Here is a 13,570-nt window from a genome sequence, read left to right as displayed (position 1 = left end):
GCCTACGCGACGCCGGTGAAAAGGCTGAGCATCGACCCCGGCGTGCCCGCGCCGCAGATCAGCTCGAAGTCCCGGCGGGCCTCCTCCGCCTCCGCTGCACTGCGGGCGAACAGCTCGGCTTCGTAGGCGCCGAGAGCGGCCTCGACGTCGCCGGGACGTGCGGCGAGGAACCGGCCGAGCTCCGCACCGTCGAGCATGGCGAGGTTGGCGCCCTCGCCGTTGGGCGGGGAGAGGTGAGCGGCGTCGCCCAGCAGGGTCACGCCCGGCACGCGGTCCCAGCGGTGCCCGGCGGGCAGTGCGGTGATCGGGCGCAGGACCGGCGGGGTCTCGCCGTCGGTGATCAGTGCGGTGAGCTCGGGTGCCCAGCCCTCGAACTCGTCCGCGACCGCCGCGGTGGCCGCCGCCGGGTCGGTGAAGTCGATCGCGGCGAACCACTCCTGCGGCTTCTCGAGTGCCACGTACGTGTGCAGCACGCCGTTGCTCTCGCGGTGAGCGCTGATGCCCTTGCCCGGTATGGGTGCGGACATGCCGCCCGCGCCGACCGCTTCGGCGCTGGCGGCGTGCCGGGTGTCGGCGTCGTACAGGTAGGTCTCCACGTACGACGTGCCGTAGTACTCGGGCTTCGCGGTCGAGAGCAGTGGGCGGACGCGGGACCACGCGCCGTCCGCACCGACGAGCAGGTCCGTCGTCACCGTCGAGCCGTCGGCGAAGGTCACCTCGTGACGTCCTCCGCCGAGTGGCGCGACGGCGGTGACCTTGTGGCCCCACCGCACCGTGCCCTCCGGGAGGGACTCCAGCAGGATCCGGCGCAGGTCGCCGCGCGGCACCTCGGGGCGGTGGCCGGCGCCGTCGTCGGGCAGGTCGAGCAGGACGGTGCCGTCCGATCCGAGGACCCGGTGGGCCTCGGCGCCCGCGTGGATGATCGCGTGGAACTCCTCGGTGAGTCCCGCGGCCGCGAGTGCGATCTGCCCGTTGTGCTCGTGGATGTCGAGCTGCCCGCCCTGGGTGCGGGCGGTGGGTGAGGCATCGGCTTCGTACACCGTCGACGCGATGCCGTTGACGTGCAGCACGCGAGCGAGCACGAGCCCGCCGACGCCTGCTCCGATGATCGTGACTTCCGTGGTCATGGCACTCCTCCAAGATTGGAACGTTGTTCCATTCCATCTTGGAACGACGTTCCAGACGTGTCAAGATGAGTGCGTGACATCACGGACCCGGCGCACGGACGCCCTCTCCCGCGAGCGGATCGTCGAGGCGGCGGTCGAGCTGCTCGACTCGGCCGGCGAGAGCGGGCTGACCTTCCGCGCCCTCGCCGAACGCCTCGCCACCGGAGCCGGAGCGCTCTACTGGCACGTGGCGAACAAGGGGGAGCTGCTCGACGCGGCCACCGAGGCCGTCGTCTCCGTCGCGCTGTCCACGCCGCCCGTCAGCGGGGACACGCCGGGGGAGCGGATCCGGGCCGTGGCACTCGGCCTCTACGAGGCGATCGACCGGCACGCCTGGCTCGGCGCCCAGCTCGCCACGCAGTTCGCGCGCAATCCGCTGAACGCGGTGGCGCCCCGCATCTGGGAGAGCTTCGGCCGGCAGGTCCGCACGCTGGGCGTGCCCGAACCCGCCTGGTTCCACTCGACCTCGGCGCTCGTGAACTACGTCCTCGGCGCGGCGGGCCAGAACGCGGTCAACGCCGGCGGCGCGCAGGGCCGGACCGGTGACCGCGGCACGCACCTCGACTCCGTCGCGACGGCGTGGGAGCGGCTCGATTCCGAGAGCTACCCCTTCGTCCGCGCCGTCGCCGGCCAGATCCGCGACCACGACGACCGGGAGCAGTTCCTGTCGGGGGTCGACATCGTTGTCGCTGGGATCGTCGCGGTGCACGGGCGCGTTCTGTGAGCCGGTGCGTCAGCCTCGGGCGGTGCCTCCCAGTGCGCCGACGACGGTCCTGACGACCAGTTCGGCCCGTGACGTTCCGGCCGCGACGAGGTCCGGGGCGTTCTCGGGCAGTGTGTGAACCTCGTGCAGCAGGGCGAGGTAGACGTGGCGGCACCAGTCCGCGCCGACCGCGGTGATGTCTCCCGCCTCCCTCAGACGTGCGAAGACCTGTTCGAGCCCGGCCGCGACCTCGGGGCTCAGTCCGGAGTGGCAGCCTTCCTGGTCGCCGGCCAGTTCCATCGCGAACCGATGGCTGACCTTGAGCTCGAAGACGATCTCGGTCAGTCGCCGGAACTCCAGCAGCGGAGACGCCGCGTGCGTCCGCGCCTGCTCCAGCGCGCTGAGGTAGCGCTGGTTGAGCTGCTCGGACAACGCCTCCAGCAGTGCCAGGCGTGAGGCGAACCGGCGATGCACGGTGACGCGGGTCAGGCCGGCCGCCTCGCCGATGCGCTCCAGCGACGCGGAGGGATCAGCGGCGAGCACGTCCTCCGCGGCGGCGAGGATCCGCGCGGTGTTGGTTTCCGCGTCCGCCCGCAGGCGCCGCGCAGTCGTCTCAGCCACCAGCAAATGATACATGGCTGTCACAGCTATTGCGTATCCGTGACAGACGTGTATCACTTAATAGGGAGAGAACACCGCAGAGAGGAACCAGTCGTGGACCTGCAACTCGAAGGCAAGCGCGTGCTCGTGACCGGGGCGAGCAAGGGCATCGGGCTCGCCGTAGTCCGGGCGTTCGTCGCCGAGGGCGCCTCCGTCGTCGCCGCCGCGCGCCGCAACACCGCCGAGCTCAAGGAGACCGGCGCCCACTTCATCCCAGCCGATCTGTCCACTCCGGACGGTCCGCGCGAACTGGTCGAGGCGACGCTGGCGCTGGACCCTCGGCTCGACGCGCTGGTCAACAACGCCGGCGGCGGTGACGTGCCGGAAGGGATGTTCGAAGATCCGTTGAGCGGAGACGACGACACCTGGACGAACGTGTTCGCGCTGAACCTGGGCAGTGCGGTGCGCACGACCCGTGCCGCGCTTCCCGCGTTGATCGAAGCCAAAGGCGCCGTGGTGAACATCAGTTCCACCAGTGCCCGCGACCCGCACACCGCGCCGTTGCCCTACTCGTCGGCCAAGGCGGCGCTGAACGCCTTCACCCGCGGCCTGGCCGAAGCGGTCGGCCGTGCGGGCGTCCGGGTCAACGCCGTCACCCCCGGCGGCACGCGGACGAACATCATGCTGAGTTCCGACGGCTACCTCGCGAGCGTCGCGGCGAACATGGGCATCGAGCACAGCGCGTTGCTGGCGGCGTTGCCCGACCAGTCGGGCATGCTCACCGGCAGCCTGATCGACCCGGACGAGATCGCCCGCGCCGTGCTGCTGCTGGCCTCGCCGACGATGCCGAGCGCAGTCGGGTCCAACTGGACCGTGCACGCGGGCTCGGTCAAGAGCGCCTGAGACGGGCGTTCCCCGGCAGTAGGACGGCGGGTTTCCTGGCGCTACCGTGACCCGATGCGGGCGCCCAGGAGAAGGTCCATCGTGGTGGCCAAGCTGGAGGCCTACCGCGGTGACAGCGCGCAGGCGGCCATCCTCGCCGAGTTGCGGCGGTGCCTGCTGGACGGCGTGCCGCCCGGCAGCGCCATTCCGCTCGACGAGGTGGCCGCCGTGTTCGGCGTGAGCCGGATCCCGGTGCGGGAGGCGCTCAAGACGTTGATCGGCGAGGGCCTGGTCGAGCACCGGCCGAACTTCGGCTACACCGTCGCGAAGCTGACACCTGGGGAGTTGCACGAGCTGTACGTGGTGCGGGGCGTGCTCGAAGCCGCGGCGCTGGGGGCCGCGGTCTCGTGTGCGCAACCGGCCCACGACGAGCAGGCCCGCGCCGCGCACGCCGCTCTGGCCGACGCGCTGGCGGCCGGTGACGTGCGGGCGTACCACCGGGAGAGCCGCCGGTTCCACCTCGCCCTGGTCTCGCCGAGCGGGATGAAACGGCTGCTGGACATGTTCGAGTCGGCCTGGAACCTCACCGAACCGTTGCAGCCCATGGCACACGTGCGCGAGGCGGAACGCGTGGCGCTGCACGCCGACCACGAGGGCATGCTCGCGGCGTTCGTGGCACGGGACGCGACCACGTTGGTGGAGGCGGCCAGGACGCACCACGACCGGTTGCGGTCGTCGCTGGCGGCCGTGCCGAGGGACACCGGCCTGTTCGCGGACGGGGAAGATATACGTTTCCCGTAGCAGCCGGGAAACAACTCCTTCCTACGGTGGCGTCACCCCACCAGGCAGGAGCGCGGCGATGACAGCGACAGCAACGAACGCGGAACGCAGGCTCGCCTACGACCCGAGGCTGACCAACGCCGATCTGGCGCCGTTGGAGAAGCAGACCTGGGGCTCCTACAACATCTTCGCGTTCTGGATGTCGGACGTGCACAGCGTCGGCGGGTACGTCACCGCCGGCAGTCTCTTCCTGCTGGGCCTGAGCGGCTGGCAGGTACTGGTGGCGCTGGTGGCGGGGATCGGCATCGTGTACTTCTTCTGCAACCTCGTCGCGAAGCCCAGCCAGCAGACCGGCGTGCCGTTCCCGGTGATCAGCCGCAGCGTGTTCGGCGTGCTCGGGGCGAACGTGCCCGCGGTGATCCGAGGGCTGATCGCGGTGGCCTGGTACGGCATTCAGACCTATCTGGCGTCTGCGGCTCTGGACGTGGTGCTGCTCAAGCTGTTCCCGTCGTTGCTGCCGTACGCGGACGTGCAGCAGCACGGGTTCCTGGGACTGTCCACGCTGGGCTGGGCGTCGTTCACCGTGCTGTGGTTCGTGCAGGCGGCGGTGTTCTGGACGGGGATGGAGACGATCAGGCGGTTCATCGACTTCTGCGGTCCCGCCGTGTACGTGGTGATGTTCCTGCTCGCCGGCTACCTGATCGCCCGTGCGGGCTGGGGAGCGATCGACTTCAACCTCGGCGGCGTGGTGCACACCGGCTGGGCGTCGTTGCCGGTGATGTTCGGTGCCATCGCGCTGGTGGTCTCGTACTTCTCCGGCCCGATGCTGAACTTCGGCGACTTCTCCCGCTACGGCAAGTCGTTCGCGGCGGTCAAGCGCGGCAACCTGCTCGGTCTGCCGGTGAACTTCCTCGTGTTCGCCGTGCTGGTCGTGGTCACCGCTTCGCTGACCGTGCCGGTGTTCGGCGAGCTGCTGACCGATCCGGTCGCGACGGTCGCGCGGATCGACAGCACGTTCGCCATCGTGCTGGGAGCGTTGACGTTCAGCATCGCCACGGTCGGCATCAACATCGTCGCCAACTTCATCTCACCCGCGTTCGACTTCTCGAACGTCAACCCGCAGCGGATCAGCTGGCGCGCGGGCGGCATGATCGCCGCGGTCGGCTCGGTGCTGATCACGCCGTGGAACCTCTACCACAACCCGGCGGTGATCCACTACACGCTGGAGACGCTGGGCGCGTTCATCGGCCCGTTGTTCGGCGTGCTCATCGCCGGCCACTACGTCGTGGCCCGGCAGCGCGTCGACGTCGACGACCTGTTCAGCATGTCGCCCACCGGGAAGTACTGGTACCGCAAGGGGTACAACCCGAAGGCGATCATCGCGACCGCCGCCGCCTCGCTCGTGGCGATGGTGCCGGTCCTGCTGCCCGCGCTGGCGGGCGTCGCCCCCTACAGCTGGTTCGTCGGCATGGCACTGGGCTTTGTGGTGTTCACCCTGCTGTCACGGGGAGACCGGTGAGGATCCATGTCGTCAATCCCAACACCAGCGCGGCCATGACCGAGACGATCGGCCGCGCGGCCGCCGCGATCGCCGCACCGGGCGTGGACGTGCGAACCACGTGTCCGTCAATGGGTCCGGCGTCGATCGAGAGCCACTACGACGAGGCCCTCAGCGTGCCGGGTCTGCTGGCCGAGATCGCGTCCACGCGGGCGGACGGCTACGTGATCGCCTGTTTCGGCGATCCGGGCCTGGAGGCCGCCCGCGAACTCGCGGACGGTCCCGTGGTCGGCATCGCGGAGGCGGCCATGCGCACCGCGGCCTTCCTCGGCCGGGGGTTCAGCGTCGTCACGACGCTGGACCGCACCCGCGGCCGCGCCTGGGACCTCGCCCACCGCTACGGCGTGGCGGGGTTCTGCCGAGGCGTGTCGGCCTGCGACGTGCCGGTGCTGGAGGTGGAGGCCGCGGTGGACGCCGTGGTCACCGCCTGTCGTAGAGCGGTGGCGGCGGACGACTCGGACGTGGTCGTGCTCGGGTGCGCCGGCATGACCGCCCAGCGCGCCGAGATCGAGCGCCGGGTCGGCCTCCCCGTCGTGGACGGCGTCCAGGCGGCGGTGCTGCAGGTGGAATCGTTGGTGCGCATGGGTTTGCGGACGAGCGCGGCGGGGGAGTTCGCCGCGCCGCCGGCGAAGCCCTACGCCGGCCTCCTCGAACCGTTCACGACGGCCTGACGGGCGGTTCAGCCCGTCGCGTCGCGGACGTCCTGCCCGTGCTCGGCGAACGCCTTGAAGTCCTGCATGTGTTGCAGCGACTGCTTGCGGAAGCTGCCGGGCATCAGGAGACCCACCAGCCGCATCAGCAAGCCGCTGAACCGGTACTCGTTCTCGCTCACCCAGAGCGTCGACTCCGGGCCGGTCTCGGTCAGGCGTTCGCGCGCGGCGCTCCACATGCCCTTGCCGACGATCTCGCGTTCGAAGTGGACGACGGTCTCCTTCGGGATTCCGTGCAGGTCCACGGGTTCCCGGCGGGTGATGGTCTCGGTGGCCTCGAACTCCTGCTGTCCCATCCGCATCACCACTCGCGACTTCGTGCCGACCTGCCCGTGCTCCCCGTTCAGCGGCTCGTGCAGCACCAGGCCGCGCAGCCAGTTCGGCAGGTGCCGCGGGTCGGCGAGCAGCTGGGCCACCCGCTCCCGCGGCAGGGCGATCTCCAGCGAGACGGTGTACTTCATGGCGGAGCGCTCCAGTTCTCGTGGGAACGGACGCACGCTAGCAGCTCCGCCCTGGTCAGAGCCCTTGCGGTCAACCGGTGACGACGCCCGTGCGCCACGCCCATGCCGCTATCTCGACGCGGTTGCGGACGGCGAGCTTGCGTTGCGCGTTCGCCAGGTGCGTCTTCACGGTGGCGACGGAGACGTACAGCTTGGCGCCGATCTCGTCGTTGGTGTGGCCGTTCGCGACGAGCTTCACCACGTCCAGTTCGCGGTCGGTCAGCGGTTCCGGCAGCGGCCTGTCCACAGTGGAGTCCTGCCGCGCCGGCGCCAGCTTCGACAGCAGCCGCACGGTCACGGCGGGGGAGATGAGGCTGGTGCCGGTGGAGGCGGCGCGGACCGCCTCGATCAGCAGCGCCGGTGACATGTCCTTGAGCAGGAAGCCGCACGCGCCGTTGCTCAGCGCGCGGTACACGTACTCGTCGAGGTCGAACGTGGTCGCGATGAGCACGTTGAGAGGTGCGTCGACGCCGGGGCCGGCGAGCAGCCGCGTCGCCTCCAGGCCGTCCAGTGCCGGCATCCGGATGTCGAGCAGGCAGACGTCGGGACGCAGCCGGCGGGCCTGTTCCACCGCGCGCTCGCCGTCCGCGACGCTCGCCACGACCTCCATGTCGGGCTGCGTGCCGAGGATCATCCCGAACGCCGAGCGGATCATCTCCTGGTCGTCGGCGATCAGCACCCGGATTGTCATGCCGTGGAGGATGGCAGAAGCGCTGTCACTGCCCACCCACGACCCGTCGGGCCGGCGGTGAGGCTGCCTCCCGCCGACTCCACCCGTTCGGCCAGGCCGACCAGGCCGAAGCCGCCCTTGGGCAGGCCGTTGTCGCCTGCCTGGCCGTCGTTGGTGACGCTGATCTCCACCTCCTGCCCCCTGGCGCGGGCGCTGATCATCACCTGACTGACGCGGGTGGCGTGCCTGAGCACGTTGGTGAGCGCCTCCTGCACCACGTGCCTGGCGGCGTCCACAGTGGAGGTGGGCAGGTCGAGGGAGGCGATCGCCGGATCGACGTTCGTGCTCACCGGCGCACCGGCGAAGCTGGTCGCGAGATCGGTCACCATCAGCGTGAGCGCCTGGTGGGGGTGCATCGGGGTGTTGTCGTCGCGCAGGACGTCGACCATGGTCCGCATCGACGTCAACGCCTGCGAGCCCGCCCGTTCGATGCCGTCGAGCATCTTGTCCAGCACCGCGGGGTCCGGCAGTTGCCCGCTGCCCGTGGCGAAGCGGACCGCCTGGGTCTGCACGACGATCGCGGTCACGTGGTGGGCCACGAAGTCGTGCAGGTCGCGCGCGTACTCCAGCCGTTGCGCCTGCCGGGACAGCTGGAACGAGTCGGTGCGGCTGCGGTCGTACAGCCGCATGTACAGACCGAGCATCAGGACGAACGCGAGCACCACGGCGATGAAGAACGCCATCGCGGGGGTGATCACGCGGTCCAGGTCCGCCAGGCGCAACGGCAGCGTGGTCGCGGCGACGCCCAGCAGCACGCACAGCCCCGCCGCGCGCCAGGCGGGGAACACCAGCAGGGTCCGGACGCAGAGACAGGCGAGCCCGATGAGCTCGAACAACCCGAACGTGTTGTCGAGATGATCGGGCAACAGCGTTGCGCACACGACGGTGAAGGCGATCGACAGCGTCCCGATGCCCGCCACGGCGCGCGCGGAGAGGTCGCGCGTGAACAACGCCACCGAGGGCAGCAGCCCGCAGACCAGCACGCCCACGGCTCCGTACGCGCTCGGTGAGCTGCCCGCCTCGACGACCAGCAGGGCGGCTCCCGCGGCGACGATCAGCCCGAAGACGCCGCGCTGCCACCACGAGAGCCGCGCCAGGATGCCTGTCATTCCTGTCATGACGCCGACGGTAGGTCAGCGGCGGAACCGCCGTCCTCAACCTTTCGGTGGAGCCGCCCCGAGATCACTCATCGGTGAGGTGGATCCGCGAGATCACTTCCCCCAACAGGCTGGGCACCGTTCCCCGAAGTCGACGAGAACGGTGCCAGATGGATCAGCGAACGGTGGCGGTGGCCGACCAGCTCGGCAAGGTGTACGGGTCCGGGCAGGCCGCGGTGACGGCGCTGGCCGGGGTGTCCGCGCAGTTCCGGCGCGGCGAGTTCACCGCGGTGATGGGGCCGTCCGGCTCCGGTAAGTCCACCCTCATGCACTGCCTCGCGGGGCTCGACACGCCGACCTCGGGCAAGGCGTGGGTCGGTGGCGCCGACCTCGGGTCGCTGAAGGAGGCCGAGCTCACGCGGCTGCGGCGGGACAAGATCGGGTTCGTCTTCCAGTCGTTCAACCTGCTGCCGACGCTGACCGCCTGGGAGAACATCGTCCTGCCGCTGACGCTGGCCGGGACGAAGCCGGACCAGGACTGGACGCGGCGGGTGATCGACGCGGTCGGGCTCGGTGACCGGCTCGGGCACCGGCCCTCCGAACTGTCCGGCGGTCAGCAGCAGCGCGTGGCCTGCGCGCGGGCGCTCGTGTCGCGGCCGGAGATCGTGGTGGCCGACGAACCGACCGGCAACCTCGACTCCCGCAGCGGTGCGCAGATCCTGGGGCTGCTGCGCCGGTGCGCGAAGGAGTGGGGACAGACGGTCCTCATGGTCACGCACGACCCGATCGCCGCCGGCTATGCGGACCGCGTGCTGTTCCTCGCCGACGGACGGATCGTCGACGAGATGGCCGGCCCCACAGCGGATCTGGTGCTGGACCGCATGCGCCGCTTCGACGGCCAGGCGGTGCGCTGATGATCCGCGTGGCATGGCGGTCCATGACGGACAACCGGATGCGCTTCCTCCTGCCGGCGATCGCGATCGTGTTCGGCGTCGCGTTCGTCACCGGGTCGCTGGTCTACGGCGACACGGTGCGCGCGGCGGTGGAAGGCGCCCCCAAGGACTTCGACGTGCAGGCCGAGCAGCGGGACAACGAGGCGATGTCCCCCGCGACGGTCGAACGGCTGCGCGGCGTGCCCGGGGTGGGCGGCCTGCACCTCGTCGCCGAGGGCCCGGCGTTCCTGGTCGGCAAGGACGGGACGCTCGTCGGCACTCCGGGATCCGACGGCGGGGTCAACTTCGACCCACAGCGCCACAAGCTGACCAGCGGCGCGGCTCCGGCCGGACCGGACGAGGTCGCGCTCGACAAGTGGTCCGCGCAACGCACGGGCTATCAGATCGGCGACAAGATGCGGGTCGTCGTGGTGGGCACGGCGCGCGACGTCCGGCTGACCGGTGTGTTCGACTTCGAGAGCACCGAGATCGTGCAGGGCGGCACGCTCGTCGCGTTCGCCGACACGACCGCGAGGGAGCAGTTCGCCCCTGGCAACGGCGGCTACACCTCGGCGTTGCTCACCGCGGCGCCGGGCACCGGTCAACAGGCGTTGGCCACCGCGGTGGTGAAGGCGTTGCCCGAGCTCCGTTCGTACACCGCCGACGAGCTGACCAGGCGCGAGGCGAGCTACGGCGACAAGCTGACGATGATCCTGCTGATCTTCGCGGGCGTGGCGCTGTTCTCGTCGGCCTTCCTGGTGGCCAACACCTTCACGATGCTCGCCGCCGCCAGGGCGCGCGAACACGCGCTGCTGCGGGCGATCGGTGCCGGGCGGCGGTACGTGTTGCGCATGGTCCTCACCGAGGCATCCCTGCTGGGCGTCGTCGCGACCGTGCTCGGCTACCTGCTGGGCGTGGGTGGCGCGGCCGCGTTGAAGTCGCAGTTCGCCGTCTTCGAAGGGGCACCTGTCCCGTTGCGGCCGTTCACTCCGACGACCCTCCTCGCGGCGTTCGGCGTCGGACTCGGCGTGACCCTGCTGGCCGCCTACCTCCCGGCTCGCCGGGCGGCCGCGATCCCGCCGATCGCGGCACTGCGCACCGGCCTGCCCCCGACGGGGAAGTCGTTGCGCCTCAGGAACATCACGGGCTTCGTGGTCACGGCGATCGGCACCCTGATGGTGGTGCTCGGTCGCGGTGAGCAGACCATGATCTACCTCGGCGCGCCGACGATGCTGATCGGCCTGATCATCCTCACGCCGTTGCTCGCCGCGGGGCTGACCTCCGTGCTGCGCCGCCCGTTGACCCGGTTCGCCGGCCTCACCGGCACCCTGGCCGTGGAGAACACGCGCCGCAACCCTCGTCGCACCGGTGCGACGGCGAGCGCGCTCATGATCGGACTGTCGGTCTGCGCCGCCGTCACCGTGCCCATCGCCTCGATCTCGGCGAAGAGTGCGGAGACCGCGAAGGCCTGGAACAACGCGGACGTCCGGGTGGAGGCGCTCCCGTTCGCCGAGATCAGCCCGACCATCGCCGACGAGATCGCGAAGGTGCCCGGCGTCGAGCACGTCACGGCGCTGCGGCGGGCGTTGCTGCCGCTGGACAAGGGCGACCTGGAGGTGACCGCGGTGAACGCCGGGGCGATCGGCGCGCTCGTACCGCTGACGATCCGCGAGGGCTCGCTGGAGCAGCTCGGCACGGGCATCGCGCTGGCGAGCGGCGTCGCGGCGGAACACGGCTGGACAGTGGGATCGAAGGTGGGCAAGGACAAGCCGCTCACGGTCGTGGCCCTCTTCGACGCACCGGAGGAGCTCGGCGCCGAGGCCCTCGTCGACACGGCGAACATCCCGGCCGACGAGCTCTGGAACCGCGAGGTGCTGATCAAGGCCGGTGGATCGGCGGAGAAGGTGCGCGACGAGATCCGCACCGCGCTGGACAACCCGGTCCTCGTGGTGCAGACGCGCGACGAGTACGTCAAGGCGCAGGCCGCGCAGTTCGACCTGTACCTCAACGTCCTCTACGCGATGCTGAGCGTCTCGGTGCTGATCGGGGCGATGTCGGTGGTCAACACCATGACGATGTCCACAATGGAACGCATCCGCGAGATCGGCCTGCTGCGCGCCGTCGGGCTCGGCCGGTCCCAGGTGGGCGCCGTGCTGCGGATCGAGTCGGTGATCATCGCGGTGATCGGTGCGCTGGTCGGCGTCGTGTCCGGCTGCGTGATCGGGGCGATGACGGTGAGCGGACAGGCGAACACCACCCCCGTGCTCCCGTGGGACCGGCTGGCCGTGTTCATGGCGATCACCGTCGCGATCGGTGTCGCCGCGGCCTTCGTCCCTGCCCGCCGCGCCGTGCGGATCCCGATCCTGACGGCGATCAAGACGGACACCGAGTAGTCATGCCCGCGAACCTGAGGAGGAAACCCTTGCGTCCCATGCTGTCCGTCGTCGTGCTGACGACCTCCGTGCTCTGCGCCGGCGGCGTCGCTTCCGCCGCGGAGCAACCGGACTGGAAACCGTGCTCGGCGGTGGCAGCCGGGTGGAATCCGGCCGACCAGCGCACCGAGTGCGCGATGGTCCAGGTGCCGCTCGACCACGCGAACCCCGGTGGGCGGCAGATCGAGATCGCCGTCAGCAGGCTCAAGGCCACCGGCGACAGGACCGGTGCGATCCTGGTGAACCCCGGCGGCCCCGGCCAGCAGGGCGTGACGATGCCGAGCCATCTCGCCGCGAGCAGGGCCGGTGGGCTCAACGTCCGGCACGACCTCGTCGGCTTCGACCCGCGCGGCATCGGTTACAGCACAGCCGTTCCGTGCGAGCGCGACGAGACGCAGCCGGACCCGTCGCTGTCCCCGAAGGAACGCGCCAGGTTCGCCGCCGAACGCGACGCCAGGCGCAACCGCGAGTGCTTCGACCGCGACCCGGATCTCGCCCGCTCCATGACGACCCAGAACGTCGCCCGCGACATGGACGTCATCCGCGCGGCACTCGGCGAGACGAAGATCGGCTACTACGGGATCTCCTGGGGCACCGGGCTCGGCGCGACGTACCGCACGCTGTTCGACGATCGCGTGGACCGGATGCTGCTCGACTCCGTCGTGCCACCGGTGCTCGACGTGCGGACGATGGACGACGGTCAGGCCAACGCGGGGGAGAACACCTTCCACGAGTTCGCCGCCTGGATCGCCCGCTACGACGCCGTCCACCACCTCGGCGCGACCCAGACCGCGGTGGCGCAGACGTTGCTGGACCTGCGGGCCGAACTGACGGCCCACCCGCGCACCATGCCGGACGGCAGCGTCGTCGACGGCGACACCGTGAACATGATGTACGCCAACCCCCGCAAGGAATGGGCAGGCCTCGCCGCTCAGCTCAGGTCCATCAAGGACAACGGAGCGGCAGCGGCGCCGTCACGGCCGGGCGGCCTCGGCTGGGACGCGGACGTCCACCGCTACGACCCGTTCCCGCAGACCGCGTTGCTGTGCAACGACTCGCCCAGTGCGCGCGACTTCGAGACGGTGTGGCGCCACCACGAGGAGCGCGTCGAACGCTTCCCGGTGGCCGGCCGGTTCGGGCTCTACGAACAGCGTTGCGTCGGCTGGCCGACGGAGGGAAGGCCGTGGGACCTCAAGGCCGGCAAGAGCCCGGTGCAGCTCGTCGCCCACCTCTACGAGCCGGTGACGCCGATCGGCTGGGCCCTGGAGATGCGTGGGCGCATCGGCGGCGACCTGATGACGATCGAGGACGACGTCCACGGCTCGCTGCAGGACCTGCCCTGCGCCGACGCCGCGGTGACGTTCTTCGACACCGGCCGCACGTCGACGAGCAGCTGCGCGGGCGCACCGGTTCCAGCGCCTTAGGTCAGGCGCCCGCCGCCAGCTCACGCGAACAGGAGTGGCGCCGAAGATCGACGGAG

13 protein-coding genes are annotated in these 13,570 nt (G+C 70.5%); 8 read left to right on the top strand and 5 right to left on the bottom strand.

Features of this window, described 5'->3' with window-relative positions:
* Positions 1-2: 2 nt before the first annotated feature.
* A complete protein-coding gene (locus ACH413_RS35165) occupies positions 3-1,127 on the bottom strand; it encodes an NAD(P)/FAD-dependent oxidoreductase (protein WP_360038353.1) in 1,125 nt (374 codons plus the stop codon).
* Between the two features lie 73 nt (positions 1,128-1,200).
* Between ACH413_RS35165 and ACH413_RS35160 the strand changes: the two genes are divergently transcribed.
* Positions 1,201-1,890 carry a TetR family transcriptional regulator gene (locus ACH413_RS35160; RefSeq protein ID WP_360038350.1) on the top strand — a complete coding sequence of 230 codons (690 nt, stop codon included), beginning with the start codon at positions 1,201-1,203 and terminating at the stop codon, positions 1,888-1,890.
* Between the two features lie 9 nt (positions 1,891-1,899).
* Here ACH413_RS35160 and ACH413_RS35155 read toward each other — a convergent pair whose 3' ends face one another.
* A complete protein-coding gene (locus ACH413_RS35155; protein ID WP_360038347.1) occupies positions 1,900-2,490 on the bottom strand; it encodes a TetR/AcrR family transcriptional regulator in 591 nt (196 codons plus the stop codon).
* Between the two features lie 93 nt (positions 2,491-2,583).
* Here ACH413_RS35155 and ACH413_RS35150 point away from each other — a divergent pair, with 93 nt between their 5' ends.
* From ACH413_RS35150 to ACH413_RS35135, 4 genes are read left to right on the top strand one after another with little or no spacing between them, the layout of a single operon-like run.
* Positions 2,584-3,372 (top strand): SDR family NAD(P)-dependent oxidoreductase, encoded by a 789-nt coding sequence (locus ACH413_RS35150; RefSeq protein WP_360038344.1) that lies wholly within the window; start codon positions 2,584-2,586, stop codon positions 3,370-3,372.
* A gap of 54 nt (positions 3,373-3,426) precedes the next feature.
* A complete protein-coding gene (locus ACH413_RS35145) occupies positions 3,427-4,152 on the top strand; it encodes a GntR family transcriptional regulator (RefSeq protein ID WP_360038341.1) in 726 nt (241 codons plus the stop codon).
* Positions 4,153-4,210: 58 nt separating this feature from the next.
* Positions 4,211-5,650 (top strand): NCS1 family nucleobase:cation symporter-1, encoded by a 1,440-nt coding sequence (locus tag ACH413_RS35140; protein ID WP_360038338.1) that lies wholly within the window; start codon positions 4,211-4,213, stop codon positions 5,648-5,650.
* Positions 5,647-6,360 carry an aspartate/glutamate racemase family protein gene (locus ACH413_RS35135; RefSeq protein ID WP_360038335.1) on the top strand — a complete coding sequence of 238 codons (714 nt, stop codon included), beginning with the start codon at positions 5,647-5,649 and terminating at the stop codon, positions 6,358-6,360. The genes ACH413_RS35140 and ACH413_RS35135 overlap by 4 nt, the downstream gene beginning before the upstream one ends.
* Positions 6,361-6,368: 8 nt before the next feature.
* Here the strand turns inward: ACH413_RS35135 and ACH413_RS35130 are convergent, their stop codons facing one another.
* Genes ACH413_RS35130 through ACH413_RS35120 form a run of 3 tightly spaced genes read right to left on the bottom strand, consistent with a single transcriptional unit; the run spans position 6,369 to position 8,747 of the window.
* Entirely contained in the window at positions 6,369-6,896 is a 528-nt protein-coding gene (locus ACH413_RS35130; protein ID WP_360038332.1) for an SRPBCC family protein, read from the bottom strand.
* A gap of 34 nt (positions 6,897-6,930) precedes the next feature.
* Entirely contained in the window at positions 6,931-7,590 is a 660-nt protein-coding gene (locus tag ACH413_RS35125; protein ID WP_360038329.1) for a response regulator transcription factor, read from the bottom strand.
* Entirely contained in the window at positions 7,587-8,747 is a 1,161-nt protein-coding gene (locus ACH413_RS35120) for a histidine kinase (RefSeq protein ID WP_360038327.1), read from the bottom strand. Before ACH413_RS35120 ends, ACH413_RS35125 begins: the two co-directional genes overlap by 4 nt.
* Positions 8,748-8,896: 149 nt before the next feature.
* Between ACH413_RS35120 and ACH413_RS35115 the strand changes: the two genes are divergently transcribed.
* Genes ACH413_RS35115 through ACH413_RS35105 form a run of 3 tightly spaced genes read left to right on the top strand, consistent with a single transcriptional unit; the run spans position 8,897 to position 13,514 of the window.
* Positions 8,897-9,640, top strand: a complete 744-nt coding sequence (locus tag ACH413_RS35115; protein WP_360038324.1) for an ABC transporter ATP-binding protein — start codon at positions 8,897-8,899, stop codon at positions 9,638-9,640.
* A complete protein-coding gene (locus ACH413_RS35110) occupies positions 9,640-12,051 on the top strand; it encodes an FtsX-like permease family protein (RefSeq protein ID WP_360038321.1) in 2,412 nt (803 codons plus the stop codon). Before ACH413_RS35115 ends, ACH413_RS35110 begins: the two co-directional genes overlap by 1 nt.
* Before the next feature lie 38 nt (positions 12,052-12,089).
* Entirely contained in the window at positions 12,090-13,514 is a 1,425-nt protein-coding gene (locus tag ACH413_RS35105) for an alpha/beta fold hydrolase (protein WP_360038783.1), read from the top strand.
* The last annotated feature ends 56 nt before the right edge of the window (positions 13,515-13,570 follow it).

It is taken from the genome of Lentzea sp. NPDC020367, assembly GCF_044387305.1.
Taxonomy (GTDB): domain Bacteria; phylum Actinomycetota; class Actinomycetes; order Mycobacteriales; family Pseudonocardiaceae; genus Lentzea.
Note: the sequence above shows the minus strand (reverse complement) of the source record. Positions and strands in the feature narration are given on the sequence as shown.

What these genes read in the sequence shown, in the direction of transcription:
- ACH413_RS35115 (WP_360038324.1), top strand. Translation starts at nt 8,897, where the DNA reads ATGGATCAGCGAACGGTGGCGGTGGCCGACCAGCTCGGCAAGGTGTAC.
- ACH413_RS35125 (WP_360038329.1), bottom strand. Translation starts at nt 7,590, where the DNA reads ATGACAATCCGGGTGCTGATCGCCGACGACCAGGAGATGATCCGCTCG.
- ACH413_RS35145 (WP_360038341.1), top strand. Translation starts at nt 3,427, where the DNA reads ATGCGGGCGCCCAGGAGAAGGTCCATCGTGGTGGCCAAGCTGGAGGCC.
- ACH413_RS35120 (WP_360038327.1), bottom strand. Translation starts at nt 8,747, where the DNA reads ATGACAGGAATGACAGGCATCCTGGCGCGGCTCTCGTGGTGGCAGCGC.
- ACH413_RS35105 (WP_360038783.1), top strand. Translation starts at nt 12,090, where the DNA reads ATGCTGTCCGTCGTCGTGCTGACGACCTCCGTGCTCTGCGCCGGCGGC.
- ACH413_RS35140 (WP_360038338.1), top strand. Translation starts at nt 4,211, where the DNA reads ATGACAGCGACAGCAACGAACGCGGAACGCAGGCTCGCCTACGACCCG.
- ACH413_RS35110 (WP_360038321.1), top strand. Translation starts at nt 9,640, where the DNA reads ATGATCCGCGTGGCATGGCGGTCCATGACGGACAACCGGATGCGCTTC.
- ACH413_RS35165 (WP_360038353.1), bottom strand. Translation starts at nt 1,127, where the DNA reads ATGACCACGGAAGTCACGATCATCGGAGCAGGCGTCGGCGGGCTCGTG.